Here is a 25,936-nt window from a genome sequence, read left to right on the forward strand (position 1 = left end):
AATAGGTTTTAAATGATAATGATTGCTAACAAATCAGATTGCAAGTCTTTTTTTGATACACTGATATCCACGAAAAACCGCCTCGCAATAATAAAATTAACTCTATAAAATTCAGTATCATGAATAAATAAACGCAAAGATAATTGCCAATTTTATAAATTTAGATATAAATTAGATATATCAAATAAAGGAGAATACACATGAGACACTCACACGACGATAGCCACCGAAGTCACCCTCACCACGGGCGTGGGGGCGAACATCATGGCGGCGGCGGGCGCCGTCAGCGATTCTTTGGTCACGGAGAGTTAAGACTGGTGATTCTGGAGATCCTGACGCGTAACGCCAGCCACGGCTATGAGCTGATCAAAGAGATTGAGAGCATGACGCAAGGGAATTACACCCCCAGTCCTGGCGTGATTTACCCTACCCTCGATTTTTTGCAGGACCAGGCGTTTATCACCATTTCGGAAGAAGAGAGTGGGCGCAAAAAGATCGCTATTACCGTTGCCGGACAACACTGGCTGGATGAAAATCAGGAACATCTGGAGCACATTCAGGCACGTATTAAAGCGCGCTGCGTTGGCTTCCAGCTGCGTAAAAATCCGCAGATGAAACGGGCGCTGGATAACTTTAAAGCGGTGCTGGATCTCAGAGTGAATCAGGGAGAAATCAGCGACGCGCAGATCAAACAAATTATCGGTGTGATTGACCGCGCGGCGCTGGAGATCTCCCAGCTGGATTAAGCTAACGCCTCCTCGCGCACGCGGAAGACTTTGACCAGCTCTTTCAGGTGCATCGCCTGATCGTTCAGGGATGCCGCTGCAGCCACGGACTCCTCCACCAGCGCGGAGTTCTGTTGGGTGGTCGAGTCGATCAAACCAATCGCGCTGTTGATCTGCGAAATGCCTTCCGTCTGTTCGTGGCTGGCCTGGCGAATATCGCGCAGGATCAGATCCATCCCTTCCACATTCCCGACCATACCGTTGATCAGCGCGCTGGCTTTTTCGACCAGGCTCATGCCGTCCTGAGTCTGGCTGCTTGAACTTTCGATTAACTCGCGGATTTCACTGGCTGATGAAGCGCTCTTCTGCGCGAGCTGACGAACTTCACCCGCTACCACCGCAAAACCGCGGCCGTGCTCGCCCGCACGCGCGGCTTCAACCGCCGCATTCAGCGCCAGAATATTGGTCTGGAAAGCAATCGCGTCAATGAGGTTGATGATGTCCGACATGCGGTTAGAGGTTTCATTAATCAGACGCATTTTTTGCGTCACCTGCTTCATCATCTCGCCGTTGCTTTTCACCACGGTTGCGGCATCTGCGGACAGGTTCGTGGCTTCGCCGGTATGCGCCGCCGTGTTTTTCACCGTCGCAGTAATCTGCTCCATCGAAGCTGCAGTCTGTTCAACAGAACTGGCCTGCTCTTCGGTACGCGCCGCCAGATCCTGATTGCCCGCCACAATCTGCGCGGCCGCGCTGGAGATATTCTCCGAGCCGGTTTGCACCTGTTGTACAATGTCCAGCAGACGCGTTTTCATTTCCATCAGAGCGTGGAGAAGCAGACCCGTCTCGTCTTTGGAGCGTGTGGTGATATTGCGCGTCAAATCACCTTCAGCGATGGCTTCCGCAAAGGAGACCGCCTCGCCCAGCGGACGCGTAATGGAACGCACGATAAACCAACCAACCGTGCTGCCAATGATCACGCTGAGAACCGTCAATAATACCAGCAGCAGGCGGTTGGATTTGAAATCACTGTCTACCTGCTGACCCGCGTTGTGCATTTCACTGTTCTGCACCGCGATCAGCTCCTGCACTTTCGCCTTGTAGGCTTGTTGCAGATCCACCGTCTTGGTCATCATTTCCTGGATCGCGCCCGCACGATCGTTGTTTTGCACGGCCTGCAAAATACGGTAACGGGAGTCCAGATATTCCTGACGCACTGCAGCGATACCCGCCAGGATTTGCTGTGATTTTTTATCTTGCAGGGAGCGATTGAGGTCGGTGAGGATCACGGTAATACGCTCGCTCAGCGCTTTCAGGTGCTGCTGAGACTGTTCCGTATAGCGACCCTGTTCGTCCAGCAACATGATCTGCTGAGTGCTTACAAACTCCTGGAAGTTTTCGATTAACTGATTGGCTTTCACCGTTGTCGGATAATCGTTGTTAATAATGGACTGCATCCCGTTATTTGCTCGATTCTGGCTCATGAGCGACAGGCTGGCGCTCACCACCATGAGTAAAATTAAGAATCCAAAAGCCAGAAATAATTTCGTGCCGATCTTTACGCCATGTAAAAACATATATACTCCATCAAGGTGATTATTTCTCAGACGATCTGCTTTATCGGTAACTTACGCGCTAACTTTATGACTTTGATCGTTTTTATATTTCATAACCACTACAATGGATAGGCATAATCTATTAATAACCGCCCATTGATCGATGCAGAACCATAAAATATGGCCTTTTTGAAATAGCGTTTGGGTAAGTTGGCTTAGGTTGGGATATAAAACTGATGAACTTTTTTTAGTTATTTAATATAAAAACAACAACAATGAATAAATATCACCACCCTCTCTGGAAAGAAAAAAGCCGTTTATTCCATACGAAATAAACGGCTTTTTTGGAACATAATTTCACTTAATGGAGCACGGTAACCGCATCCTCAAGACGGCCTGCGCGCTGCTTCACCATTGCCGAAACGCGAGCGCTTTCCTCCACCAAATCGGCGTTTTTCTGAGTAATGCTGTTCAGTTCTGCCACCGCACGCGTCAGGTCAGAAAGACCGGTCGCCTGTTCCGACGTTGAGTGGCTAATTTGCGCGATCAGGCGCGTGACGTTTTGCACCTGCTCGACGATGTCATCCATCGTACGCCCCGCAGCATGAACCTGATCGGACCCCGACTGTACTTTGCTGGCACTGGCGTCAATCAGCTTGCGAATATCATTGGCGGCATTGGCGCTGCGGCTCGCCAGGTGACGCACTTCACCCGCCACGACGGCAAAACCTTTACCTTGCTCCCCCGCACGCGCGGCTTCTACCGCCGCATTCAGCGCCAGAATGTTGGTCTGGAACGCGATATCGTTAATCAACTTGGTGATTGAGCCGATGCGCTGAGTGCTGTCGGCGATTTCGTCCATCGTTTTCACCACGGTCTGCATCGCATTGCCGCCTTCGGACGCTGCACCGCTGGCCACCATCGAGAGTTTGTCCGCTGCCGCAGCGGTTTCAGAGTTGCTCTGCACCGATGCGGCCATCTGATTCATGGTCGCCACCGTGTGCTGCACATTTTCTACCGTCTGACGGGTGCGATCGTTCAGGTCTTCATTGCCCTTTGCCAGACGATCGCTTCCGTCGCGCACGCTCACGACCTGGTTTGACACATCATTGATAAGCCACCGACACATCAGACCTAACTGGCCGATGGCGCGCAGGGTTAATCCCAGCTCATCGCTGCGATTCAGATGCTCCACGCTGTTACGATCGCCCGTAGCGACTCTTAGCGCCTGGCGCGCAACGTTTTCGACCGGACGCACAATTTGCTGTTCAAACAGCATTGTGCCGAGCAGCATCACCGCTGCGCTCACGCCCAGAGCGGCCCAGCTGGCATCCGTCGCGACCAGCGACACAACAAGCATCGCAAACAATGCCGTCATCACGCCACGCACGCGCCAGCGCAGCGGCATCGCCGGTAATTTCCCCAGCCAGCCCTTGCTCACCACCAGCCCTTTGTGCACACGCTTATTGCATCGTCCTTCGTTGAGGGCTTTGTAGAGTGGTTCAACGGCCGCGATCTCCTCCGCTTTCGCTCGGGTGCGGATCGACATATATCCTGTCACCTGGCCGCCACGCACCATCGGTACGGCGTTGGCACGCACCCAATAGTGATCGCCATTTTTACGACGGTTTTTAACAATTCCGCTCCACGGCTCGCCCTGCTGCAGGGTGTACCACATGTCAGCAAAGGCCGCTTTTGGCATATCCGGATGGCGCACCATGTTGTGCGGTTGTCCCATCAACTCTTCCAGTTGGTAGCCACTCACTTTCACGAACGTATCGTTAGCGTGAGTCATATAACTGTTGAGATCGGTGGTGGACATCAAGGTGGTATCGTCGTTCAGAGGATATTCATTCTGAGTGACATACGTTTGAGAGGACATTATGGCTATACCTTGCAGGTTATTTGATTGTTAATTTTGTGTCTTGATCCTTTTTCGGCGGTTACCAATTTATCTTTAGTTGTTAAAATTGATCCAGATCGCAATTTGCGTTTAAACCGCACTTTTTGTACGTTTTTATAATTAATTGATTTGTAATACTTTCATTGAGAAATTACCCACAAAGGCCTATCTGTTAAGGACTCCTTAATAAGGTGGTGATGCACTACCACAGTGCAATTGCCCCGATTGGGCGCAAATGCACCCTCAAAAAGCCCACCGGCAAACCTTGAATTCCCTGCCCGACGCGATTAAATTTTGCGCAACATTATTTTAACCTGGCGTTTATCCCGATTTTCAGCGTGCCCCCAGATGTGGCGTAAACCCTGCAATAATTAAGTCAGTATCATGTGATACGCGATACCCCGGAGCTTATTTTGAACAGGTTACCTTCCAGCGCCTCGGCTCTTGCCTGCACCGCGCACGCACTGAATCTCATTGAAAAGCGAACGCTTGATCATGAGGAGATGAAACAACTTAACCGAGAGGTGATTGATTACTTCAAAGAACATGTGAATCCGGGGTTTTTAGAGTACCGAAAATCTGTTACCGCTGGCGGGGATTACGGAGCCGTAGAGTGGCAAGCGGGAAGTCTGAATACGCTTGTTGACACCCAAGGACAGGAATTTATCGATTGCCTGGGTGGTTTTGGAATTTTCAACGTGGGGCACCGTAATCCAGTTGTGGTTTCCGCCGTACAGAATCAGCTCGCCAAACAACCCCTTCACAGCCAGGAATTGCTCGACCCGCTTCGCGCGATGCTCGCGAAAACGCTGGCGGCGCTCACGCCTGGCAAACTGAAATACAGCTTCTTCAGCAATAGCGGCACGGAATCGGTCGAAGCGGCGCTCAAACTCGCCAAGGCGTACCAGTCTCCGCGCGGCAAATTCACCTTTATCGCCACCAGCGGCGCGTTCCACGGTAAATCGCTGGGTGCGCTGTCAGCAACCGCCAAATCCACTTTCCGCAAACCGTTTATGCCGCTGCTGCCGGGCTTTCGCCATGTGCCGTTTGGGGATATCAACGCGATGCGCACCATGCTGACCGAATGCCGTAAAACCGGTGATGACGTGGCGGCGGTGATCCTGGAACCGATTCAGGGTGAAGGCGGCGTGATCCTGCCACCGGTAGGCTATTTACCGGCGGTCCGTAAGCTGTGCGACGAGTTCGATGCGCTGCTGATTCTGGATGAAGTCCAGACCGGAATGGGCCGTACCGGCAAAATGTTTGCCTGCGAGCACGAAAACGTCCAGCCCGACATTCTCTGTCTGGCGAAAGCGCTCGGCGGCGGCGTGATGCCGATTGGTGCGACGGTGGCCACTGAAGAGGTGTTCTCGGTACTGTTCGATAACCCGTTCCTTCATACCACCACGTTTGGCGGCAACCCGCTCTCCTGTGCAGCGGCACTGGCCACCATCAACGTTTTACTTGAGCAGAACTTGCCCGCTCAGGCGGAACAGAAAGGTGACATGCTGCTGGATGGTTTCTTGCAGTTAGGCCGTGAATACCCGGATCTGGTGCAGGATGCACGCGGCAAAGGGATGCTGATGGCGATTGAATTTGTGGATAATGAAATCGGCTATAGTTTTGCGAGTGAGATGTTCCGCCAGCGGGTTTTAGTGGCCGGAACGCTCAACAACTCAAAAACCATTCGTATTGAACCGCCGTTAACGCTGACGATTGAGCAGTGTGAACAGGTGCTAAAAGCAACGCGTACCGCGCTGGCAGCACTGCGTGTCTCCGTTGAAGAGGCTTAGTATTCGGCCCCCTCTCGGTCCTGAGAGGGGGTTTCTTAGCGATGATACTCCGCGACGGTCATGGTAAAGCGCAACACGCTTTTCCCTTGATTGCCGTAGCTGTGCGCCGACTCGGTTTTAGCCACTGCCGATGCGCCAGCCGTGATTTTCGTCACCGTTTCGCCCACCGTGAGCGTCAATTCACCGTCATTCACATGCAGCAACTCGACCGTTCCGGCTGGATGCCCGGATGAGTGAAAACCTTCCCCCGGATACATCTCCCAGCACCATAGCTCAATCATGTCAGGCCCCGCCGTTCCCGCCAGCAGTTTCGCACTACCGCCCTGCTCCCCCTGCCACAACACGGGAATAGCCGTTTCCTCGATAAGATGCACCAGCGGTTCGCTGGACACATTCACAATGTCAGCCACCGACACGCCAAGCGCCGCCGCCAGCTTACAGAGGATCGCAATGCTGGGATTGGCAGCCCCTTTTTCGATCTCCACTAACATCCCTTTGCTGACGCTGGCGCGGCGGGATAGCTCGTCCAGTGACAACTTTTTGTCTTTACGCCAGCTGCGGATACGGCTGGCAACAGCCAAACTCACTTGGGCGATATCAGCACCCGAATCGGTCATTATATTGACTTTATCAGTCATTGGTCACTACCATGGTATAAAACAGTCATTACAGGATTATTTATGTCTCTTGTCACGCCGTCAATAGATCCTCGTCTTGCGTCAATCGCGGCAGGGTTCCGCGCCCTGAGCATCATGGTTGAGGCTGCGCCTATTCTTCATCCCGACGTCGCGCCCGCGGCACTAGCCCGCGCCTGTCAGCAGGTTTTAAACGATGATGTCGCCTGGGCTAGTGCGCATCTCACCGCCTGGGACGACGTCTTTATAGCCTTTGGTGCAAAGCCTAAACGTACACCTTGCTCAGCTAATGCCCTGCGTAAGCGCGTGCTGAAAGAGGGCGAATTGCCCTCTCTGGATCCGATCGTCGATATCTACAATGCCATCAGCGTTCGCTACGCCATCCCGGTGGGTGGCGAAAATTTCGCAGCGTATTCAGGCGTGCCTCGCCTGACGATTGCCGACGGCAGCGAGCCGTTCGATACCCTGAAAGAGGGTCAGCCGATTGTCGAATACCCGGATTCGGGAGAGGTTATCTGGCGCGATGACATCGGCGTAACCTGTCGCCGCTGGAACTGGCGACAGGGCGTGAGAACGCGTCTGGATAGTCAGGCCAAAACGATGTGGTTTATTCTTGAAAGCCTGCCCGCGATGCCTTATGAAGCGCTGCAAGCGGCAGGTGAGGAGTTAATCAGTCACCTGCAACAGCTCATGCCTGGCGCCGTGGCACACAGTGAAATTATTGCCCTTTGATAAATGTCCGGGCGGCACGCCGCCTGCCCGGCTATTTTTATTCCGGCATCAGCCCCACAAAACTGCGCTTCTTGCGCGGCTCCGACATCAAATCTTCGAGCTTATCCACGCAGGCCAGATAGTGCGGCGTTTTCTTATGTGCCATCACCGCCTCTTCATTTTTGTAGGCTTCGTAGATAAAGAATCGCGTTTTCACGCGCGGGTCCTGCAGGACATCAAAGCGCAGATTCCCCGGCTCCTGAATCGCGCCTTCATGATTGGCGCGGAATACATCCAGAAACTCATCCACGCGCTCCGGCTTAATGTTGATCTCCACTAGCGTCACGTTCATTGCCCTTCTCCCTGTTTTTCTTCCTGCCAGAACTGGAACGCCTCGCGGGCGCTCATGTTCTCGTGAACCACTTTCTTGACCGCCTTCAGCATCGCCAGCGGCGCGCTGGACTGGAAAATATTGCGTCCCATATCGACGCCGGATGCACCCTGATCGATGGCGCGGAAGCACATCTCCAGCGCTTCGTGTTCCGGTAGCTTTTTGCCCCCGGCGATGACAATCGGCACCGGACAGCTGGCGGCGACTTTTTCAAACCCCTCTTCCACGAAATAGGTTTTAACGATCTGGGCACCCATCTCAGCGGCGATGCGGCTGGCGAGCGAGAAATAGCGCGCGTCGCGTGCCATCTCTTTGCCCACGCCGGTCACGGCCAGCGTCGGGATGCCGTAGCGATTACCTGCATCGACCAGCTTGATAATGTTGTTGATCGACTGATGCTCACATTCGCTGCCGATATACACCTGCGCCGCCACCGCGCAGACGTTCAGGCGCAGCGCATCTTCCATCGCCACTGCCACGCATTCGTTCGACAGCTCGCCCAAAATCGAGTTACCGCCCGATGCGCGCAGCACCACCGGTTTATTGGTGGCGGGCGGCACAGTGCTGCGCAAAATCCCGCGCGTACACATCAGCACATCGGTTTCGGCGAATAACGGCGCGATCGACAGATCGATACGCTCAAGCCCGGTGGTCGGTCCCTGAAAATAGCCATGATCGAAGGCCAGCATCACCGTACGGTTGCTTGTTGGGTTAAAGATACGCGCGAGCCTGGACTGCATGCCCCAGTCCAGCGCACCGCAGCCCTTCAGGGTGAACGGCACGTTCTGCTGCGGCGTGCCGATACCAAAATCTTTGCCGTCTTTGATGTCATCTAAATCAGCCATTTCTTCCCCCCGTCAGAAGTCGTATTTGTCGATATTCTCTTTGGTGAACACCACGCGCTCCGGCAGCAGCACGATGCCGTTACCCTTCGCTTCATACTGATAGCCCTGCACGCTGTTTGGCTCGACCTTCAGCACACCAATACCTTTAACGTCCACGCTATCGCCTACGTTAAGATCGCCCTTTTTCAGCAAATGATCGGCGACATTGACCGCAATTTTGCCCTGTTGCACCACATCCCACAGGCCAAAGGCTTTCACCGTGCCGCGCTCAACGTAAGGGCGCATCACGTTAGGCGTGCTGAATCCGACAATCGCCACACCTTCGCGTTTGAGGTTTTCCGTCGCCTGCGCAGCGGCTGGCAGCGCGTTGGCGTCCGGCGCGATAATCGCATCCAAATCCGGGTAGGCCTTCAAAATCCCCTCAGCCGTTTGCAGAGATTTGGTGGCGTCGTTATAGCCAAACTGTGTGGTCACTACCTGCCACTGCGGATGGTCTTTCTCGATTTTGGCCTTCGCCTCTTTCACCCACTGGTTTTGGTCGGTCACGGTCGGGCTGGAATAGAAAAACGCCACTTTGGCAGCGGGTTTCGTCACCTGTTTCGACGCCATATCGACCAGCAAACCGCCAAGCTGTTCCGGCGTACCCTGGTTGATGTAGATGCTGCGGCATTCGGGTTTGGTATCAGAATCCCACGTCAGCACTTTGACGCCGCGCTGCATGGCGCGCTTCAGCGCCGGACACAGCCCGTCTGGCGACACGGCGGACACAATAATTGCGTTAAAGCCCTGGTTAACGAAGTTGTTGATCAGCTGCACCTGCCCGGAGACGCTCGGCTCGGTAGGGCCATCGTAAGTGACATCCACACCTAACGCTTTACCGGCCTCTTTCGCGCCGTTTCCGCCGCTGGTAAAGAAGCCGACGCCCACCAGTTTTGGGATAAAGGCGATGCGATCGGCGGCCTGTGCCGACGCCACGCTGAGCGCTACCGCCAGGACTAACAGTTTTGTTTTCATCTCAAGCTCCGGGTATGTTTTGTGAAGAAATTACGCACCCATTCACGGTGCAAGCTCAGCGAACGTCCCATGACCACCACAACCAACAGCGCCCCTGACAGCGCGCTCGACACCTGGTTAGGGATGCCGACCATCTGTAAACCTTGCTGCAGATACCCCACCAGCAACGCCGCCAGCGCAGTACCGATAACCGAACCTGAACCACCATAAATATTCGCGCCGCCAAGCACGGCCGCCGTGAGCGCAGGCATCAGCAGGTCACGCCCTAAATCGGAACGCGCCGAACCGAAATAAGAGACCATCACCAGCGCGGCAATGGCCGACGCCACGCCTACGAGGCCATACAGCGCGTACGGCATGCCGTTGACGGACAGCGCCGCATAGCGCGCCGCGCGTGGGTTTTGGCCGATCAGGAAAAGATGTCGACCGAAACGCCCGCGATGGGTGATCAGCCAGAAAAAGAAGGTGATGACCGCAAACAGCACCAGCGGGATCGGCAGGCCCAACACGGTCAGATTGGCGAAAGCGGTAAAGCTGTCCGGAAAGCCGCCGATGCCTTCGTAACCGGTCGCCCCCGCCAAACCGGAGAGCAGCAGCGCCCCGCCGCCGTAGAGATACAGCGTACCGAGGGTGATAACCAAAGGGCTGATACCGGTGTAATGGATCAGGGCGGCATTGAACAAACCGCACAGCAGGCCGAGCAGCAGCGTCAGCGGAACCGCGAAATACATCGGCAGGCCAAACTGCATCATGACGCCCAGCGCAATAGCGCACAGGCCGATGGTCGAGCCGAGCGAAATGTCGATCCCACCACTGATAATCACCAGCGTCAGCGGCAGCGCAACAATGCCGATGCAGATAAAGTCGCTGGTGCTGAACAGCAGCATGTTGATATCCAGCATGCGCGGATTAATCGCCCCGAAGAGCAGGATTTCGAGTACCAGCAAAATCAGCAGCGTGGTTTCCCAGTTAAGCTTCATTTACGCCACCTCTTTTTTGCGTTTGGGAAACGGGGTAACGTGCTTTCCCCCTTTATTGCCCGGCTGAAAACGGCTGTATTTCAGCGCGCGCTGATGACGCGTCAGCGCCTGGCGTAACCGCCCGTCAAGCACCAGCACGCCCAGCAGAACCAGTCCGGCGATAAAATCGTTCCACCAGGCCGGGAGCCTGAACAGCACCAGCACGGTGTCGATTTGCGTCAGGAAGAACGCCCCAAGAAATGCGCCGATCAGCGTGCCCGTCCCGCCGAGGAGTGAGATCCCGCCCAGCACGCAGGCGGCGATGGCTTTCATCTCCAGCCCGCTGCCGGTCTGATTTGGCACAAATCCAATTTGCGAGGCAAAGACAATTCCGGCGCAGGCGGCCAGCATGCCGTTGAGCGTAAACGCGAGCATTCGCGTGCGGTTCACCGCAACACCGAGCTGGCGTGCGGCGGCAAGATTGTCACCCACCGCGTAGAAATCGCGGCCAGCAACCGTGCGCGACAGCGTCCATGCGCCGATGAGCACTAAAAACAGCACCGCCATTCCGAGCGGCGAAACGCCGAGTGCAACGGGCTCCGAGAGCGATTTCAGGCTAGACGGCAGCCCCTCGATCCACTTTCCGCCCGTCCACAACAGCATCGCACCGCGGTACAGCCCCAGCGTGCCGAGCGTGGCGACAATTGCCGGAATGCGTAAACCGACCACCAGCAGGCCATTAAACGCCCCCGCCAGCGCGCCGATCGCCAGCGCAAACAGCATCGACACTGGCAGGCTGTAGCCGTTATTTAACGCCACCCCAACGGCAATCGCGCACAGCCCAACGGTGGACCCCACCGACACGTCGATATTGCGCGTGAGCATGACCAGCGTCGCACCCAGCGCCAGCAGGATTAAAATCTGCGAACTGGCAAAAATCATTCCCAGCGTTTGAAAGCTCAAGTACGCCGGATTAAGGGCCACCAGCACACCAAACAGCGCCAGAATGGCCAGGAAAGCGCTCAGCTCGCGGTTTTTCAGCAACGTCTTCATGATTGCCCTCCAAAGGCCAGCGCCATCATCCGATCCAGACTCACCGCATGGCGCGGCAGCTCACCGCTAAACATGCCCTGATGCATCACCAGCACGCGATCCGCAAGCCCAGGGAATTCGTCGAGATCGCTGGAGATCATCAGAACCGCCACGTTTTGTGCCGCCACGCTTTTGATCAGCTGATAAATGTCGGCTCGCGCAGAAACATCCACCCCGCGCGTCGGCTCATCGACGATCAGCAGCAGTGGATTTGCCTCCAGACAGCGCGCCAGCAGCACTTTTTGCTGATTGCCGCCGGACAGCGTGCGCACGATTTGATCCGGATGATTAAGTTTGATCCCAAGCGCCCGGTGATAGCGCTCGACCACCGCCGCTTCGCGTTTACGTTGCTGCCACAGCGACGGTTCGTTCAGCGCAACGGTATTCCAGCGAATGGGCGCATCGAGGAACAAACCGGAAACCTGTCGATCCTCCGGCAAATAGACCAGCCCTTTTTCCAGCCGTGTCAGCACCGAATCCCCGCCAATATCCTGATTTTCGAGCCAGATGCGTCCACCGCGCGTCGGTCGCAGCCCGTACAGCGTTTCAGCAAATTCAGTCCGCCCGGATCCCACCAGCCCGGCGAGACCCACGATCTCACCCGCGTAGATCTCAAGACTGAGATCGATAAACCCTTCGCCCGTCAGATCTTCCACACGTAACACCGGGAAATCCTGCGCCTGCGTGCGGCGATTACCCGGCAGCGCCAGCCACAGCTTTTGCGTGTCGCTTAAGCCTTGTTCGCGGCTGACGGGGGTCATGGCGGTAATCAGCGCCGTGTCGTCAAACTGCGTGGTTTCGCCGCTGAGCACCACCGCGCCGTCGCGCATCACCGAAACGTGGCTGGCAAGCTGGCGAATTTCCGGCAATTTATGCGAGATAAAAACGATGCCGACGCCCAGCGCCTGCAATGCGCGGATCTGGCGGAACAGGCGTTCGGTTTCGCCCGGCGTGAGCGACGCCGTCGGTTCGTCGAGGATCAGGATCTTCGCGTCACGCATCAGCCCGCGCAGGATTTCCACCATCTGCTGATCCGCCACTTCCAGCGTGCTGGCGGCGGCATCGAGATTGAGCTGGCACTGCAACTGCTGGAGTTTATCGGCAAGCCGTTTTTCAGGATCGTTGCCGCGCGGCAGGCGAAAGAGAATGTTTTCGCGCACGGTGAGATTGGGGAACAGCATCGGTTCCTGCGGAACAAGATAAATGCCTAACTGATGCGCCAGGCCGGGTTTGAGACGCGCAAAGGGTTTGCCTTCGACAGTAAGTTCACCGCTGTCGGGCGTTTCCACCCCGGCGATGATTTTCATCAGCGTCGATTTTCCGGCGCCGTTACCGCCCATCAGGGCATGCACCTGGCCGGAAAGCAGCGTGAAATCAATGCCCCTTAGCACCGGAACACCGGAGAACTGTTTGTGGATGCCGTGCGCTTCGATTAGTACTGTCATCATCGCTCCGCTATTGAACAAATGATTTTTTGATTTAATAATGTTCAAAAGCGTAGACGGTGAACTATATTTACAACCGTGCAGGGATCACAATTTTATTGATTAGGATCCAATTCAGGTCAAAACATTTTAAAAGATCCGTTTTGCCGCGTGGCTCACATTTTCAATCCGCGTCATCACGAACATATGATCTAAATTTTTATAAGAGTTCAATTATGAGCGATAAACGCATTGCCGAAGAGAGTCGATTTGCCGGACTGGCGCTAACGGAAGAGGAACTGGTGGCGCGCGTGGCCTGGTGTTATTACCACGACGGTTTAACGCAGAACGATATTGGCGAGCGCCTGGGTCTGCCGCGCCTGAAAATCTCGCGCTTGCTGGAAAAAGGGCGTCAGTCAGGCGTCATCCGCGTGCAGATAAATTCCCGGTACGAAGGGTGTCTGGCGCTGGAGACCGAATTACAGCAGCGCTTTGGACTGAAGCTGGTTCGCGTGCTGCCGGCGTTAAATGCCGTGCCCATGAACGTACGTCTGGGGATTGGCGCTGCACAATCGTTGATGGGCGTGCTGGAACCGGGGCAACTGCTGGCCGTGGGATTTGGTGAAACCACCATGAGCTGTATTCAGCACTTAAGCGGATTTATTAGCTCGCAGCAGGTGCGGCTGGTGACGCTTTCGGGCGGTGTGGGGCCATACATGACCGGCATCGGCCAGCTTGATGCCGCCTGTAGCGTCAGCATGATCCCTGCCCCGCTGCGCGTTTCCTCCGCAGAAGTGGCGGGCATTTTAAAACGCGAAGCCAGCGTGCGGGACGTCATCCTTGCGGCAACCGCTGCCGATGCCGCCGTCGTTGGCATTGGTTCAGTCAATCAGCGTCGTGACGCGACAATTTTACGCGCCGGTTATATCAGCGAAGGCGAACAGCTGATGTACGCCCGCAAAGGCGCAGTGGGCGATATCCTCGGTTATTTCCTGAATGCGGCGGGCGAACGGGTTTCTGATCTTGAGATCCACCACGAATTACTCGGCGTGACGCTCGATGAACTGGCGCAGCTGCCTACCATTGTCGGCGTGGCGGGAGGGGAAGAAAAAGCAGATGCGATTTATGCCGCACTGAAAGGTCGCCTTATCAATGGCCTGGTGACGGAAGAGACGACAGCCCGCGCGGTGCTGGCTCTGGCTGGATAAGAGTCGCCCTGCGCCTGACACGAGGCAAGCTCATGAGTTACCTTTTAGCGTTAGATGCAGGGACGGGAAGCGTTCGCGCCGTTGTGTTTGATTTGCACGGCAATCAGATTTCAGTCGGACAGGCTGAGTGGAAACACCTGAGCGTGGAAAACGTGCCCGGCTCGATGGAATTTGATCTCGACACCAACTGGCGGCTGGCCTGCCAGTGTATTCACCAGGCGTTGGATCGCGCGCATCTCAATGCCGCAGATATTCAGTCCGTCGCCTGCTGCTCCATGCGCGAAGGGATCGTGTTATACGATCGCAACGGCGATGCCATCTGGGCCTGCGCCAACGTCGACGCTCGCGCCAGCCGCGAAGTGGCAGAGCTTAAAGAAATTCACGACAACCGCTTTGAATCCGAAGTGTATGACGTCTCCGGCCAAACGCTGGCGCTGAGCGCCATGCCGCGCCTGCTGTGGCTGGCGCATCACCGCCCCGATATTTATCGCAACGCGGCGACCATCACCATGATCAGCGACTGGCTGGCGGCGAAGCTGTCCGGCGAACTGGCGGTAGACCCGTCGAATGCGGGCACTACCGGCATGCTCGATCTGTTTAGCCGCGACTGGCGTCCAGCCCTGCTGGATATGGCCGGGCTGCGCGCCGATATTCTCTCTCCGGTTAAAGAGACGGGCACCGTGCTGGGGGCGGTGACCAAAGCCGCCGCATCACAAAGCGGCCTGCGCGAAGGGACGCCCGTCGTGATGGGCGGTGGCGACGTGCAGTTGGGCTGTCTGGGTTTAGGGGTTGTGCGTGCCGGGCAAACGGCGGTTCTCGGCGGGACGTTCTGGCAGCAGGTGGTGAATCTGCCGGAGGTGCGTACCGATCCGGACATGAATATTCGGGTGAATCCACACGTCATTCCGGGCATGGCGCAGGCGGAGTCGATCAGTTTCTTTACCGGGCTGACGATGCGCTGGTTCCGCGACGCCTTTTGCGCGGAAGAAAAACTGATTGCCGAGCGCATGGGAATGGACGCTTATGCTCTGCTTGAGGAGATGGCCAATCGCGTTCCGGCAGGTTCCCACGGCGTGATGCCAATATTTTCTGATGCCATGCATTTCAAGCAGTGGTATCACGCCGCGCCGTCGTTTATCAATCTTTCCATTGACCCGGAAAAGTGCAACAAAGCGACGCTGTTCCGCGCGCTGGAAGAGAACGCGGCGATTGTCTCAGCCTGCAATCTGGCGCAGATTTCACGCTTTTCCGGCGTGACGTTTGAGAGCCTGGTGTTCGCCGGTGGCGGTGCGAAAGGCGCGCTGTGGAGCCAGATTTTAAGCGACGTCACCGGGCTGCCTGTGCGCGTGCCGGACGTCAAAGAAGCAACGGCGCTTGGCTGCGCGATTGCGGCGGGAACGGGTGCGGGGCTGTATGATGATATGGCTGCAACGGGTGAGAGGCTGGTGAAATGGAGCCGGGAATTTACGCCGAATCCAGAACATCGTGAGCTGTATGACGGGATGATGCAAAAATGGCAGGCGGTGTATGCCGATCAGCTTGGCCTGGTCGACAGCGGTCTCACCACGTCGATGTGGCAAGCGCCTGGGCTGGTGCGCGCGCCCTCACCCCGGTCCTCTCACTAAGGGAGAGGGAGAAGACCAGATCGAATCAGCCTTTTAATATCGCACCAGGACTTTCCCTCTCCCCACGGGAGAGGGAAAGTCCTGGTGAGTAACTCCGTTGATTCAAACCTGCCCGCGCCCCTTCCGCTCATCCCCTCAAACTGCTCAAGACGATTCCATCGCCCCTTAGGGAAGCGGGTGAGCGTCCGGCAGCAGCAATCTTTGACTCTCATCACATTCACCACACTCCCCTTTTCCCTTTTCCCGGCGACTGGCTAAATTAGTAACTCATCCGACCACATAACAATAATTTTACATTGGAAGAGATTATGAGCCGCTACCCGTCGTTATTCGCCCCGCTTGATCTGGGCTTTACTACGCTCAAAAACCGCGTGTTAATGGGCTCAATGCATACCGGTCTGGAAGAACATCCGGAGGGTGCTGAACGGCTAGCGGCGTTTTATGCCGAGCGCGCCCGTCACGGCGTGGCACTGATTGTGACCGGTGGCGTAGCACCCGCGCTGTCTGGCGTCGGAATGGAAGGCGGTGCGGTGCTGAACGATGTCAGCCAGTTGCCGCAGCATCGAATAGTGACGGACGCGGTACACAAAGAGGGCGGCAAAATCGCCCTGCAAATCCTGCATACCGGGCGGTATAGCTATCAGCCGCATCTGGTGGCACCGTCGGCGATTCAGGCGCCGATCAACCGTTTCAAACCCCACGCCCTGACGCATGACGAGATTCTCGCACTGATTGATGATTTTTCCCGCTGCGCCGCGCTGGCGCGTGAAGCCGGTTATGACGGCGTCGAAATCATGGGGTCCGAAGGTTATCTGATTAACGAATTCCTGGTGGCACGCACTAACCAGCGCGACGACGAATGGGGTGGTGATTATGCGCGCCGAATGCGCTTTGCCGTCGACGTGGTGCGTGCCGTACGCGCGCGCGTCGGAACAGATTTTATTATTGTGTTCCGCCTGTCGATGATCGATCTGGTGGAAGGCGGCGGCACGTTTGACGAAACCGTACAGCTGGCGCAGGCGATCGAAGCGGCGGGGGCTACGATCATTAATACCGGCATCGGCTGGCATGAAGCGCGTATTCCTACCATCGCCACCGCCGTACCTCGCGCGGCGTTTAGCTGGGTAACGCGCAAGCTGAAAGGCAAAGTGTCGATTCCGCTGGTGACCACCAACCGCATAAACGATCCGCAGGTCGCAGACGATGTGCTGGCAAATGGCGATGCGGATATGGTGTCGATGGCGCGTCCGTTCCTCGCTGATGCCGAACTGCTGTCCAAAGCGCAAAGCGATCGCGCTGATGAGATCAATACCTGCATCGGCTGCAATCAGGCCTGTCTGGATCAGATTTTCGTCGGCAAGGTGACCTCTTGTCTGGTCAACCCGCGCGCCTGCCACGAAACCAAAATGCCAATCGTACCGGCGGTGAAAATCAAACGTCTGGCGGTGGTGGGTGCTGGCCCCGCTGGCCTGGCTTTTGCGGTGAATGCCGCGTCGCGTGGGCATGTGGTCACGCTGTTTGACGCCGCCGCAGAGATCGGCGGACAGTTCAACATCGCCAAACAGATCCCCGGCAAAGAGGAGTTTTACGAGACACTGCGCTATTACCGGAAAATGATCGCACTAACGGGCGTGGATCTGCGCCTCAATCACTTCGTCACCGCACCGGATCTGGCGGGATTTGACGACGTGATCTTAGCCAGCGGGATCGCCCCACGTACGCCAGAGATCGAGGGCATCGATCATCCTAAGGTACTGAGTTATCTCGACGTCTTGCGCGACAAAGTTCCTGTGGGCGAAAAGGTGGCGATTATCGGTTGCGGTGGGATCGGCTTTGATACCGCGATGTATCTTAGCCAGCCGGGAGAGGCCACCAGTCAGAATATCGCCGAGTTCTGCGTGGAATGGGGGATCGACACCAGCCTGAATCAGTCCGGCGGTCTGCGCCCGGAAGGCCCGCAGTTGCCAAAAAGCCCGCGCCAGATTGTGATGCTTCAGCGCAAAGCCAGCAAACCGGGCGAAGGACTGGGCAAAACCACCGGCTGGATCCATCGCACCACCCTGCTTTCACGCGGCGTGAAGATGATCCCGGCGGTCAGTTATCAGAAAATCGATGACGACGGATTACATGTAACGATCGGCGGGGAGCCGCAGCTGTTACGCGTGGATCAGGTGATTTTATGTGCCGGGCAGGAGCCGCGTCGTGAGCTGGCGGATCCGTTACGCGAAGCCGGAATCGCAGTACATTTAATTGGCGGGTGCGACGTGGCGATGGAGCTGGATGCCCGACGCGCGATCGCGCAAGGCACGAAACTGGCACTGGCTATTTAGCATTGCCCGATGACGCTGGAGATGAATGCAAAACGGCAACGACAGTCACCGTTTTTAGTCTTTGCTCCCTCTCCCCATGGGAGAGGATCGAGTTGAAGGCATCAGGCTGCAGGCTGTAAAAAAAACGGTAACCGTAGTCACCGTTTTTAATCTTTGCTCCCTCTCCCGCGAGAGAGGGCTGGGGTGAGGGCATCAGGCTGCACTCACCCAAATCTTAGCGGGTACGACCCAGCTTCACGGCTTTGAGCACCACGAATTTATTGTTGGTGGCGATGGTGGTGCAGTTACCGAAGATCTTCTTCAGCTTGTGGAAGTAGTCCAGATGACGGTTCGCCACGATATACAGCTCGCCGTTGATTTTCAGGCAGCGGCGGGCGTGGTGGAACATCTCCCACGCGACGTTATCCGTCAGCGCATGCTGCTGATGGAACGGCGGGTTGCACAGCACGGCGTTAAAGCGGAACGGCTCCACGCCAGACAGCGCGTTGTTGATCATAAACTCGCAGCGATCCAGCGCTTCGGGCATGTTGGTTTCAACGTTGAGGCGGCTGGAGGCGACGGCCATTGGCGATTCATCCGTAAAGAGGACACTCGCCTCCGGGTTTTTCTCCAGCAGCGTCAGGCCTACCACGCCGTTACCGCAGCCGAGATCGACGATTTCGCCTTCCAGATTGCCCGGCAGATGTTCCAGGAAGAAGCGCGCGCCAATGTCCAGCCCGGTACGGGAGAAGACGTTTGCGTGGTTATGAATCGTCCAGTCGGTGCCTTCCAGCTTCCAGCTTAACATCTGCTGTGCGTCCACCAGAGCGGGCTCAGTGAAGATACAGTTGATGAGACGCGCCTTTTTCCAGGCAAGCGTCGTGGTAGTGGTGCCCAGAATTTTTTCGAACAGCTCCAGCGTGGAGTTGTGAATATCACGCGCCTTTGCGCCCGCGATAATGCGCGTTTGCGGCGTCACGACCAGGCGCAGCGCGCGCAGCTGCTGTTCCAGCAGGGCCAGCGTTTTAGGAATTTTAATCAGCACGACGCCCGGCGCCTGCGGATATTCCGCGGTGCTGTCTAAGAACTTGACGCTGGATTCAGCAATCTCGTTGTGGCGCAGGTTCTCGCGGGTGGCGAGTTCACTGAGATAGGAATCGCCGATGCTGTAAGGCGTATGCTCGGCCAGCGCGCAGGCCAGCGCACCGAAGGTATCATTCAGGACCAGAACCGGGCCGCTGATTTCGGTGTCATCCAACTGTTGCAGCAAATATTCATCCGCCGCTTCCCACGCCTGCAGCGGGTTAACGTCGTCCGTTTCCGGGAAACGTTTAAGGTTGAGTGAACGGAAACCGTTGTCTAAGTGGCTCATCGGCCCTCCTGAATGGTAAAATTTGGCGTATCCCTGAAAAGGGTGCGTGAGTATACCCGTTTTCCTCTTCATTTGGGGCTTTGATGAACCAACTAACTTATCTCCAGGGCTATCCAGAGAATTTACTGACTCAGGTTCGCACGTTAATTACCGAGCAAAAGCTGGGATCGGTGCTGGAAAAACGCTATCCAGGCACGCACGATTTCGCGACCGATAAGGCCCTTTGGCAGTATACGCAGGATATGAAAAACCGGTATCTGAAGAGCGCCCCGCCGATCAATAAAGTGATGTATGACAACAAGATCCATGTGTTGAAAAATGCACTCGGTTTACATACTTCGATTTCGCGCATCCAGGGCGGCAAGCTGAAGGCCAAAGCCGAAATCCGCGTGGCGACCGTTTTTCGCAACGCGCCGGAAGCGTTTTTGCGCATGATCGTGGTGCATGAGCTGGCACATCTGAAGGAGAAAGAGCACGACAAAGCGTTCTACTCTTTGTGCTGCCATATGGAACCGCAGTATCACCAGCTTGAGTTTGATACGCGCCTGTGGCTAACGCATTTATCGTTAAAGGGTTGCCCCTAAATAATTCGAGTTGCAGGACAAGGCACTTGTTCCTTGAGCAGCGCTGGCGCTGACCCCGAAGGGGCGAGGCCATAGGCCGAGTAACGCGGCGACGCAACGAATCCCAGGAGCTGACTAAAGTCAGTGACTGAGTTGAGTGAGGAAAGCCAACGCACCTGCTGCTTGAAGAATGACGGGGATGCGTTTTAGCGCACTGGTTTTGTCATGATGCCGTGCTACAGTGAAAAAAGGTTCCCTGCTACGGAGTACGTGAACGTTTATGATACGTTTCGCTGTTATTGGTACGAACTGGATCACGCGCCAGTTCGTTGACGCCGCCCATGAAACCGGCAAATACAAACTCACCGCCGTTTATTCCCGCAGCCTTGAACAGGCGCAGTCTTTTGCAAGCGATTATCCCGTCGAACATCTGTTTACCTCGCTCGACGACATGGCGCAAAGCGACGCAATCGACGCGGTCTATATCGCCAGCCCGAACGCTCTGCATTCGCAACAAACCCTGCAGTTCCTCGCCCATAAAAAGCATGTGATTTGCGAGAAGCCGCTGGCGTCGAATATTCAGGAAGTGGAAGCCGCTATCGCCCTGGCGCGCGAAAACCAGGTGGTGTTGTTCGAAGCGTTCAAAACCGCCAGCCTGCCGAATTTCCTGCTGTTGCAGCAATCGCTGCCAAAGCTTGGCAAGGTGCGCAAAGCGTTTATTAACTACTGCCAGTATTCCTCGCGCTATCAGCGCTATCTGGATGGCGAAAACCCGAACACCTTTAATCCGGCGTTCTCGAATGGGTCGATTATGGATATCGGCTTTTACTGCCTGGCCTCTGCGGTTGCACTCTGGGGCGAGCCGCACGGCGTGATGGCCACCGCCAGCCTGCTGGACAGCGGCGTGGATGCGCACGGTGTGGTGGTAATGGATTACGGTGATTTCAGCGTGACGCTACAGCATTCTAAAGTCAGCGATTCCGTGCTACCGAGCGAAATTCAGGGCGAAGCCGGATCGTTGGTGATCGAAAAAATTTCAGAATGCCAGAAGGTGAGCTTTGTGCCGCGCGGTGGAAAGCCGCAGGAGCTGACGCAGCCTCAACATATTAACACTATGCTCTATGAGGCAGAGGTCTTCGCTCGCCTGGTAGAAAATAACGAAGTGAATCACCCTGGGCTGGCGGTAAGTCGTACGACAGCGAAACTGCAGACGGAAATCCGTCGTCAGACGGGCGTGGTTTTCCCTGCGGATGGCGTGAGCGCTGAAGCCATCGCGTAAAGCTGTGTAAGAGAATTCGGTCAGCCATTGACGAAACGCGTCCGCTGACATATTTTGTTACCTGCAAAGGGGAGTAACTTCATTGCCGGTGGGTCGTCATTACGATGCGTGTAATACCGCATCCGGTCGCCGGGCAACGAAAAAGAGTCACTAACGTGGTCTTTTCGTTGTAAGTGAGACCTTGCCGGAAGGCGAGGTCCCTGCATAAAAAACGCAACGGCTATCGTCTTCTGACGTTAGCCGTTTTTGTTTTTTATAGCCTACCCAGAAGGTGTTATTGGCGCAGACAGTTTGAACACGGACAGCGCGCAGCAACCTGAACGTACACGGAGTACGTGAGGATTGCGAGCACTGCCCAGGTTCAAAATGGCAAGCAAAATAGCCTTGTGGAATAGGCTCGTAGCGTAAGGAAAAAAGTATGCATTCTGTCGGCACTCCAATGTTATGGGGCGGATTCGCAGTGGTGGTGGTCATCATGCTGGCGATCGATCTGTTTTTACAGGGTCGTCGCGGCGCACATGGCATGACCATGAAACAGGCCGCCGCCTGGTCGCTGGTGTGGGTCACCCTCTCTCTGCTGTTTTGCGCCGCGTTCTGGTGGTATCTGGCCTCAACCGAAGGCCGCGCAGTAGCCGATCCTCAGGCGCTCGCATTCCTCACGGGTTATCTGATTGAGAAAGCCTTAGCCGTCGATAACGTCTTTGTCTGGCTGATGCTGTTCAGCTATTTTGCCGTTCCTGCTGCCCTTCAGCGCCGCGTGCTGGTTTACGGCGTGCTGGGTGCGATCATCCTGCGTACCATCATGATCTTCGCCGGTAGCTGGCTGATTACGCAGTTCGAATGGCTGCTGTACGTGTTTGGCGCATTCCTGCTGTTTACCGGTATCAAAATGGCACTGGCAAAAGAGGACGAAACCGGGATTGGCGAGAAGCCGTTGGTGAAATGGATCCGTGGTCATCTACGCATGACCGACACCATTGATAACGAGCATTTCTTCGTGCGTAAGAACGGCCTGCTGTTTGCCACGCCGCTGCTGCTGGTGCTGATTCTGGTTGAACTGAGTGACGTAATTTTCGCGGTCGACAGTATTCCGGCAATTTTCGCGGTAACCACCGATCCGTTCATCGTCCTGACGTCTAACCTGTTTGCGATCCTCGGCTTGCGTGCGATGTACTTCCTGTTGGCCGGCGTGGCTGAGCGCTTCTCCATGCTCAAATATGGTCTGTCAGTGATTCTGGTCTTCATCGGTATCAAGATGCTGATCGTTGATTTCTACCATATTCCAATCGCGATTTCGTTGGGCATTGTGTTTGGTATTCTGGCGCTGACGCTGGTGATTAACGCATGGGTTAACCATCAGAACGATAAGAAGCAGCAGGCGCAGTAGATCTCTGCAGTTTGATGCCCTCACCCCAGCCCTCTCCCACGGGAGAGGGAGTAAACACTAAAAACGGTAACTGACGTTACCGCTTTGCTTTTACCTCGCACAAGCCGCAAAAATGTTAAATAATAGTTAAAAAATATGACGCAACACGTAAATTCCAGCATTTTACACTTCCCCCTGCGCGCCTTTTCCCTATACTCAACCAGGCAAACATTTACTTACATCCGGACATAAATGCGGCCCAGAACGCATCCAGGATGGAACACAATTTCACTTAAGGATTGACTATGACCATGCAATCGTCTGGTCTGCTCGCGCGTATTGCGCAGGGCAGCCTGGTTAAACAAATACTGGTAGGCCTGGTATTGGGTATTCTGCTGGCGCTGATCTCAAAACCGGCGGCTGAAGCGGTCGGTTTGCTCGGCACGCTGTTTGTCGGCGCGTTGAAAGCGGTAGCACCAATACTCGTTTTGATGCTGGTAATGGCCTCTATTGCCAACCATCAGCACGGACAAAAAACCAATATCCGCCCTATTCTGTTCCTTTACCTGCTGGGGACATTTTCTGCCGCGCTGACCGCGGTGGTGTTCAGTTTCCTGTTCCCGTCCACCTTGCATCTGTCCAGCGCGGCGGGCGATATCACACCGCCATCCGGTATTGTGGAAGTGTTACGCGGCCTGCTGATGAGCATGGTTTCTAACCCTGTTAATGCCCTGCTTAACGCTAACTATATTGGCATTCTGGTTTGGGCGGTTGGCCTGGGCTTTGCGCTGCGTCACGGTAACGAAACAACGAAAAACCTGGTCAACGATGTCTCAAACGCCGTGACCTTTATGGTAAAAATCGTCATTCGCTTTGCGCCAATCGGTATCTTCGGCCTGGTCTCCTCCACGCTGGCGACCACGGGTTTCGAGACGCTTTGGGGCTACGCCCAACTGCTGATCGTGCTGATTGGTTGTATGCTGCTGGTGGCGCTGGTGATTAACCCGCTGCTGGTCTTCTGGCAGATCCGTCGCAACCCTTATCCGCTGGTTCTCACCTGTCTGCGTGAAAGTGGCGTGTATGCATTCTTTACCCGCAGCTCTGCGGCGAATATTCCGGTGAATATGGCGCTGGCCGAGAAGCTGAATCTGGATCGTGACACCTATTCGGTCTCCATTCCGTTGGGCGCAACCGTCAACATGGCTGGCGCGGCTATCACCATTACGGTGCTGACGCTGGCAGCAGTTCATACGCTGGGTATCCCGGTTGACCTGCCAACAGCCCTGTTGCTGAGCGTGGTGGCATCGCTGTGCGCCTGTGGCGCATCGGGTGTGGCGGGAGGTTCGCTGCTGCTGATTCCGCTGGCATGTAATATGTTCGGCATCCCGAATGAGATCGCCATGCAGGTGGTCGCCGTTGGCTTTATTATCGGCGTATTGCAGGACTCTTGCGAAACCGCGTTGAACTCTTCAACCGACGTGCTGTTCACCGCCGCCGCATGCCAGGCAGAAGACGCGCGTTTAGCGAAGAACGCTCTGCGCAGTTAAAAAGAAATGCTCGATGGCAAAGGGAAAAGCAAAACGGCAACCGAAGGTTGCCGTTTTTAGTGTTTGCCCCTTTCCCCGTGGAAGAGGACCGGGCTGAGGGCATCCGCCCGCTCGCGACTTACAGCGTCACACCACTCTTAAAGATTGCCAGTTCGCGGAAATCATTCTTCTCGTTACAGGTCTGCTTGCCGTTGGCAAATTCAACGATGGTATCGATGAACTCATTCAGCAGTTGCGGCATCGCTTTGCCGTGAATCAGCTGACCGGCATCGAAGTCGATCCAGTGCTTTTTCTTGGCAGCCAGTTCGCTGTTGGTGGCAATTTTCACCGTCGGAACAAAACCGCCGTAAGGCGTACCGCGACCAGTACTGAACAGCACCATATGACAGCCTGCGCCTGCCAGAGCACTGGTGGCGACGGCGTCATTGCCCGGCGCGCTGAGCAGATTCAGACCGTGGGTTTTCAAACGTTCGCCATAACGCAGCACGTCCACCACCTGGCTTGCGCCCGCTTTCTGCGTGCAGCCAAGGGATTTCTCTTCGAGCGTGGTGATCCCGCCCGCTTTGTTACCCGGCGATGGGTTTTCGTAAATCGGCTGATTGTGCGCGATGAAATATTGTTTGAAATCGTTCACCATGGTGACGGTTTTTTCGAACGTCTCTTCGTCGCGGCAATGGCTCATCAGAATGCGTTCAGCGCCAAACATTTCTGGGACTTCGGTCAGTACGGTCGTGCCGCCGTTGCTGATCATGTAGTCCGAGAATTGCCCCAGCATCGGGTTAGCGGTAATGCCTGACAGGCCATCGGAACCGCCGCACTCCAGACCAAACTTCAGCTCGCTCAGTTTGCCCGGCTCACGTTTGTCGTGACGCATCACGTCATACAGCTGATGCAGTTGCTCAAGCCCCGCTTCCACTTCGTCATCCTGATGCTGACACACCATAAAGTGCACGCGGTCAGGATCGAAATCTCCCAGCGTTTCGCGGAAAGCATCCACCTGGTTGTTCTCGCAGCCGAGGCCAATCACCAGCACCGCACCCGCATTGGGGTGGCGCACCATGTTTTGCAGCATGGTGCGAGTGTTAATGTGGTCGTCACCGAGCTGTGAGCAGCCATAAGTGTGGCTAAACAGGAATACCCCGTCGGTGCCTTCGGCGTCGTGGGTTTCTTTCAGAAAACGCGTCTGGATCTGACGCGCGATCCCGTTCACACAGCCGACGGTAGGCAGGATCCACAGCTCATTGCGGATCCCCACTTCCCCGCTGGCGCGGCGATAGATCTCAACGTCGCGATCTGCCGCCTGCCCAACTTCGGCCTGAAAATCAGGTTGATAGCTGTACTCGTCCAGATCGCTGAGATTGGTGCGGGTATTGTGAGAGTGAATGTATTCACCCGGCGCAATGTCCGCCAGCGCATGGCCGATGGGCAAACCGTATTTCACCACGTTTTCCCCTTTAGCAATGGGGATCAGGGCAAATTTGTGTCCACGCCCAATGGCCTGGCGTAACGTGACCGAAAGCGTGTCGAAAGTGACTTCCGTCCCTTCGGCCAAATCTGCCAGTGCTACGCCAACGTTATCCAGCGAATGGATCTTGATGTATTGCATATCAACCTCAAAC

Annotated in this window: 21 protein-coding genes; 10 read left to right on the plus strand and 11 right to left on the minus strand. The window is 55.6% G+C overall.

Going from position 1 to position 25,936, the window contains the following annotated elements; all coding sequences use genetic code 11:
* Positions 1 to 200: 200 nt before the first annotated feature.
* Positions 201 to 746 carry a PadR family transcriptional regulator gene (locus I6L74_RS05260; protein WP_072241718.1) on the plus strand — a complete coding sequence of 182 codons (546 nt, stop codon included), beginning with the start codon at positions 201 to 203 and terminating at the stop codon, positions 744 to 746.
* On the opposite strand, the gene I6L74_RS05265 is transcribed toward I6L74_RS05260, so the two are convergent.
* Both I6L74_RS05265 and I6L74_RS05270 read right to left on the minus strand, forming a co-directional pair.
* Positions 743 to 2,302, minus strand: coding sequence for a methyl-accepting chemotaxis protein (locus I6L74_RS05265; protein ID WP_059177421.1), 1,560 nt, complete (start codon positions 2,300 to 2,302; stop codon positions 743 to 745). The two genes, I6L74_RS05260 and I6L74_RS05265, sit on opposite strands and share 4 nt — an antisense overlap.
* A 340-nt stretch (positions 2,303 to 2,642) precedes the next feature.
* A complete protein-coding gene (locus tag I6L74_RS05270; protein ID WP_059177420.1) occupies positions 2,643 to 4,163 on the minus strand; it encodes a methyl-accepting chemotaxis protein in 1,521 nt (506 codons plus the stop codon).
* Between the two features lie 434 nt (positions 4,164 to 4,597).
* On the opposite strand from I6L74_RS05270, the gene ygjG reads away from it, so the two are divergent.
* The gene (gene ygjG / locus I6L74_RS05275) at positions 4,598 to 5,977 is read left to right on the plus strand and encodes a putrescine aminotransferase (RefSeq protein ID WP_072241717.1); all 1,380 of its coding nucleotides are present in this window, start codon (positions 4,598 to 4,600) and stop codon (positions 5,975 to 5,977) included.
* 35 nt (positions 5,978 to 6,012) lie between these two features.
* On the opposite strand, the gene I6L74_RS05280 is transcribed toward ygjG, so the two are convergent.
* Complete coding sequence (locus I6L74_RS05280) at positions 6,013 to 6,615, minus strand: helix-turn-helix domain-containing protein (protein WP_059177418.1); 603 nt, start codon at positions 6,613 to 6,615, stop codon at positions 6,013 to 6,015.
* 42 nt (positions 6,616 to 6,657) lie between these two features.
* Here I6L74_RS05280 and I6L74_RS05285 point away from each other — a divergent pair, with 42 nt between their 5' ends.
* Entirely contained in the window at positions 6,658 to 7,344 is a 687-nt protein-coding gene (locus I6L74_RS05285) for a B3/B4 domain-containing protein (protein ID WP_059177417.1), read from the plus strand.
* Between the two features lie 37 nt (positions 7,345 to 7,381).
* On the opposite strand, the gene lsrG is transcribed toward I6L74_RS05285, so the two are convergent.
* From lsrG to lsrA, 6 genes are read right to left on the minus strand one after another with little or no spacing between them, the layout of a single operon-like run.
* Complete coding sequence (gene lsrG / locus I6L74_RS05290; protein ID WP_059177416.1) at positions 7,382 to 7,675, minus strand: (4S)-4-hydroxy-5-phosphonooxypentane-2,3-dione isomerase; 294 nt, start codon at positions 7,673 to 7,675, stop codon at positions 7,382 to 7,384.
* Positions 7,672 to 8,559: a 3-hydroxy-5-phosphonooxypentane-2,4-dione thiolase gene (gene lsrF / locus I6L74_RS05295; protein WP_059177415.1), complete on the minus strand. Its 888-nt coding sequence runs from the start codon at positions 8,557 to 8,559 to the stop codon at positions 7,672 to 7,674. The genes lsrG and lsrF overlap by 4 nt, the downstream gene beginning before the upstream one ends.
* A gap of 12 nt (positions 8,560 to 8,571) precedes the next feature.
* Complete coding sequence (lsrB, locus tag I6L74_RS05300) at positions 8,572 to 9,573, minus strand: autoinducer 2 ABC transporter substrate-binding protein LsrB (RefSeq protein WP_059177414.1); 1,002 nt, start codon at positions 9,571 to 9,573, stop codon at positions 8,572 to 8,574.
* Positions 9,570 to 10,553, minus strand: coding sequence for an autoinducer 2 ABC transporter permease LsrD (gene lsrD, locus I6L74_RS05305; RefSeq protein WP_059177413.1), 984 nt, complete (start codon positions 10,551 to 10,553; stop codon positions 9,570 to 9,572). Before lsrD ends, lsrB begins: the two co-directional genes overlap by 4 nt.
* Positions 10,554 to 11,585, minus strand: coding sequence for an autoinducer 2 ABC transporter permease LsrC (lsrC, locus tag I6L74_RS05310; RefSeq protein WP_059177412.1), 1,032 nt, complete (start codon positions 11,583 to 11,585; stop codon positions 10,554 to 10,556).
* Positions 11,582 to 13,069 carry an autoinducer 2 ABC transporter ATP-binding protein LsrA gene (gene lsrA, locus I6L74_RS05315; RefSeq protein ID WP_059177411.1) on the minus strand — a complete coding sequence of 496 codons (1,488 nt, stop codon included), beginning with the start codon at positions 13,067 to 13,069 and terminating at the stop codon, positions 11,582 to 11,584. Before lsrA ends, lsrC begins: the two co-directional genes overlap by 4 nt.
* A 215-nt stretch (positions 13,070 to 13,284) precedes the next feature.
* On the opposite strand from lsrA, the gene lsrR reads away from it, so the two are divergent.
* The 3 genes from lsrR to I6L74_RS05330 all read left to right on the plus strand — a co-directional run bounded on the left by lsrR (position 13,285) and on the right by I6L74_RS05330 (position 18,211).
* Complete coding sequence (gene lsrR, locus I6L74_RS05320; protein WP_059177410.1) at positions 13,285 to 14,256, plus strand: transcriptional regulator LsrR; 972 nt, start codon at positions 13,285 to 13,287, stop codon at positions 14,254 to 14,256.
* 32 nt (positions 14,257 to 14,288) lie between these two features.
* On the plus strand, positions 14,289 to 15,881 hold the full coding sequence (gene lsrK / locus I6L74_RS05325) for an autoinducer-2 kinase (protein WP_059177409.1): 1,593 nt from the start codon (positions 14,289 to 14,291) through the stop codon (positions 15,879 to 15,881).
* A gap of 308 nt (positions 15,882 to 16,189) precedes the next feature.
* The gene (locus tag I6L74_RS05330) at positions 16,190 to 18,211 is read left to right on the plus strand and encodes an NADPH-dependent 2,4-dienoyl-CoA reductase (RefSeq protein WP_059177408.1); all 2,022 of its coding nucleotides are present in this window, start codon (positions 16,190 to 16,192) and stop codon (positions 18,209 to 18,211) included.
* Between the two features lie 214 nt (positions 18,212 to 18,425).
* Here the strand turns inward: I6L74_RS05330 and rlmG are convergent, their stop codons facing one another.
* Entirely contained in the window at positions 18,426 to 19,562 is a 1,137-nt protein-coding gene (gene rlmG / locus I6L74_RS05335; protein WP_059177407.1) for a 23S rRNA (guanine(1835)-N(2))-methyltransferase RlmG, read from the minus strand.
* A gap of 83 nt (positions 19,563 to 19,645) precedes the next feature.
* On the opposite strand from rlmG, the gene I6L74_RS05340 reads away from it, so the two are divergent.
* From I6L74_RS05340 to sstT, 4 genes are all read left to right on the plus strand, one after another.
* Positions 19,646 to 20,146, plus strand: a complete 501-nt coding sequence (locus I6L74_RS05340; RefSeq protein WP_059177406.1) for a YgjP-like metallopeptidase domain-containing protein — start codon at positions 19,646 to 19,648, stop codon at positions 20,144 to 20,146.
* A gap of 259 nt (positions 20,147 to 20,405) precedes the next feature.
* Positions 20,406 to 21,404 (plus strand): Gfo/Idh/MocA family protein, encoded by a 999-nt coding sequence (locus I6L74_RS05345; RefSeq protein WP_059177405.1) that lies wholly within the window; start codon positions 20,406 to 20,408, stop codon positions 21,402 to 21,404.
* A gap of 418 nt (positions 21,405 to 21,822) precedes the next feature.
* Complete coding sequence (locus I6L74_RS05350; protein ID WP_015960527.1) at positions 21,823 to 22,791, plus strand: TerC family protein; 969 nt, start codon at positions 21,823 to 21,825, stop codon at positions 22,789 to 22,791.
* A 284-nt stretch (positions 22,792 to 23,075) separates the two neighbouring features.
* Positions 23,076 to 24,317, plus strand: a complete 1,242-nt coding sequence (gene sstT, locus I6L74_RS05355; RefSeq protein WP_059177404.1) for a serine/threonine transporter SstT — start codon at positions 23,076 to 23,078, stop codon at positions 24,315 to 24,317.
* 118 nt (positions 24,318 to 24,435) lie between these two features.
* Here sstT and I6L74_RS05360 read toward each other — a convergent pair whose 3' ends face one another.
* The gene (locus I6L74_RS05360) at positions 24,436 to 25,923 is read right to left on the minus strand and encodes a UxaA family hydrolase (protein WP_059177403.1); all 1,488 of its coding nucleotides are present in this window, start codon (positions 25,921 to 25,923) and stop codon (positions 24,436 to 24,438) included.
* Positions 25,924 to 25,936 lie beyond the last annotated feature (13 nt).

It is taken from the genome of Lelliottia amnigena, assembly GCF_019047465.1.
Lineage (GTDB): Bacteria > Pseudomonadota > Gammaproteobacteria > Enterobacterales > Enterobacteriaceae > Enterobacter > Enterobacter amnigenus.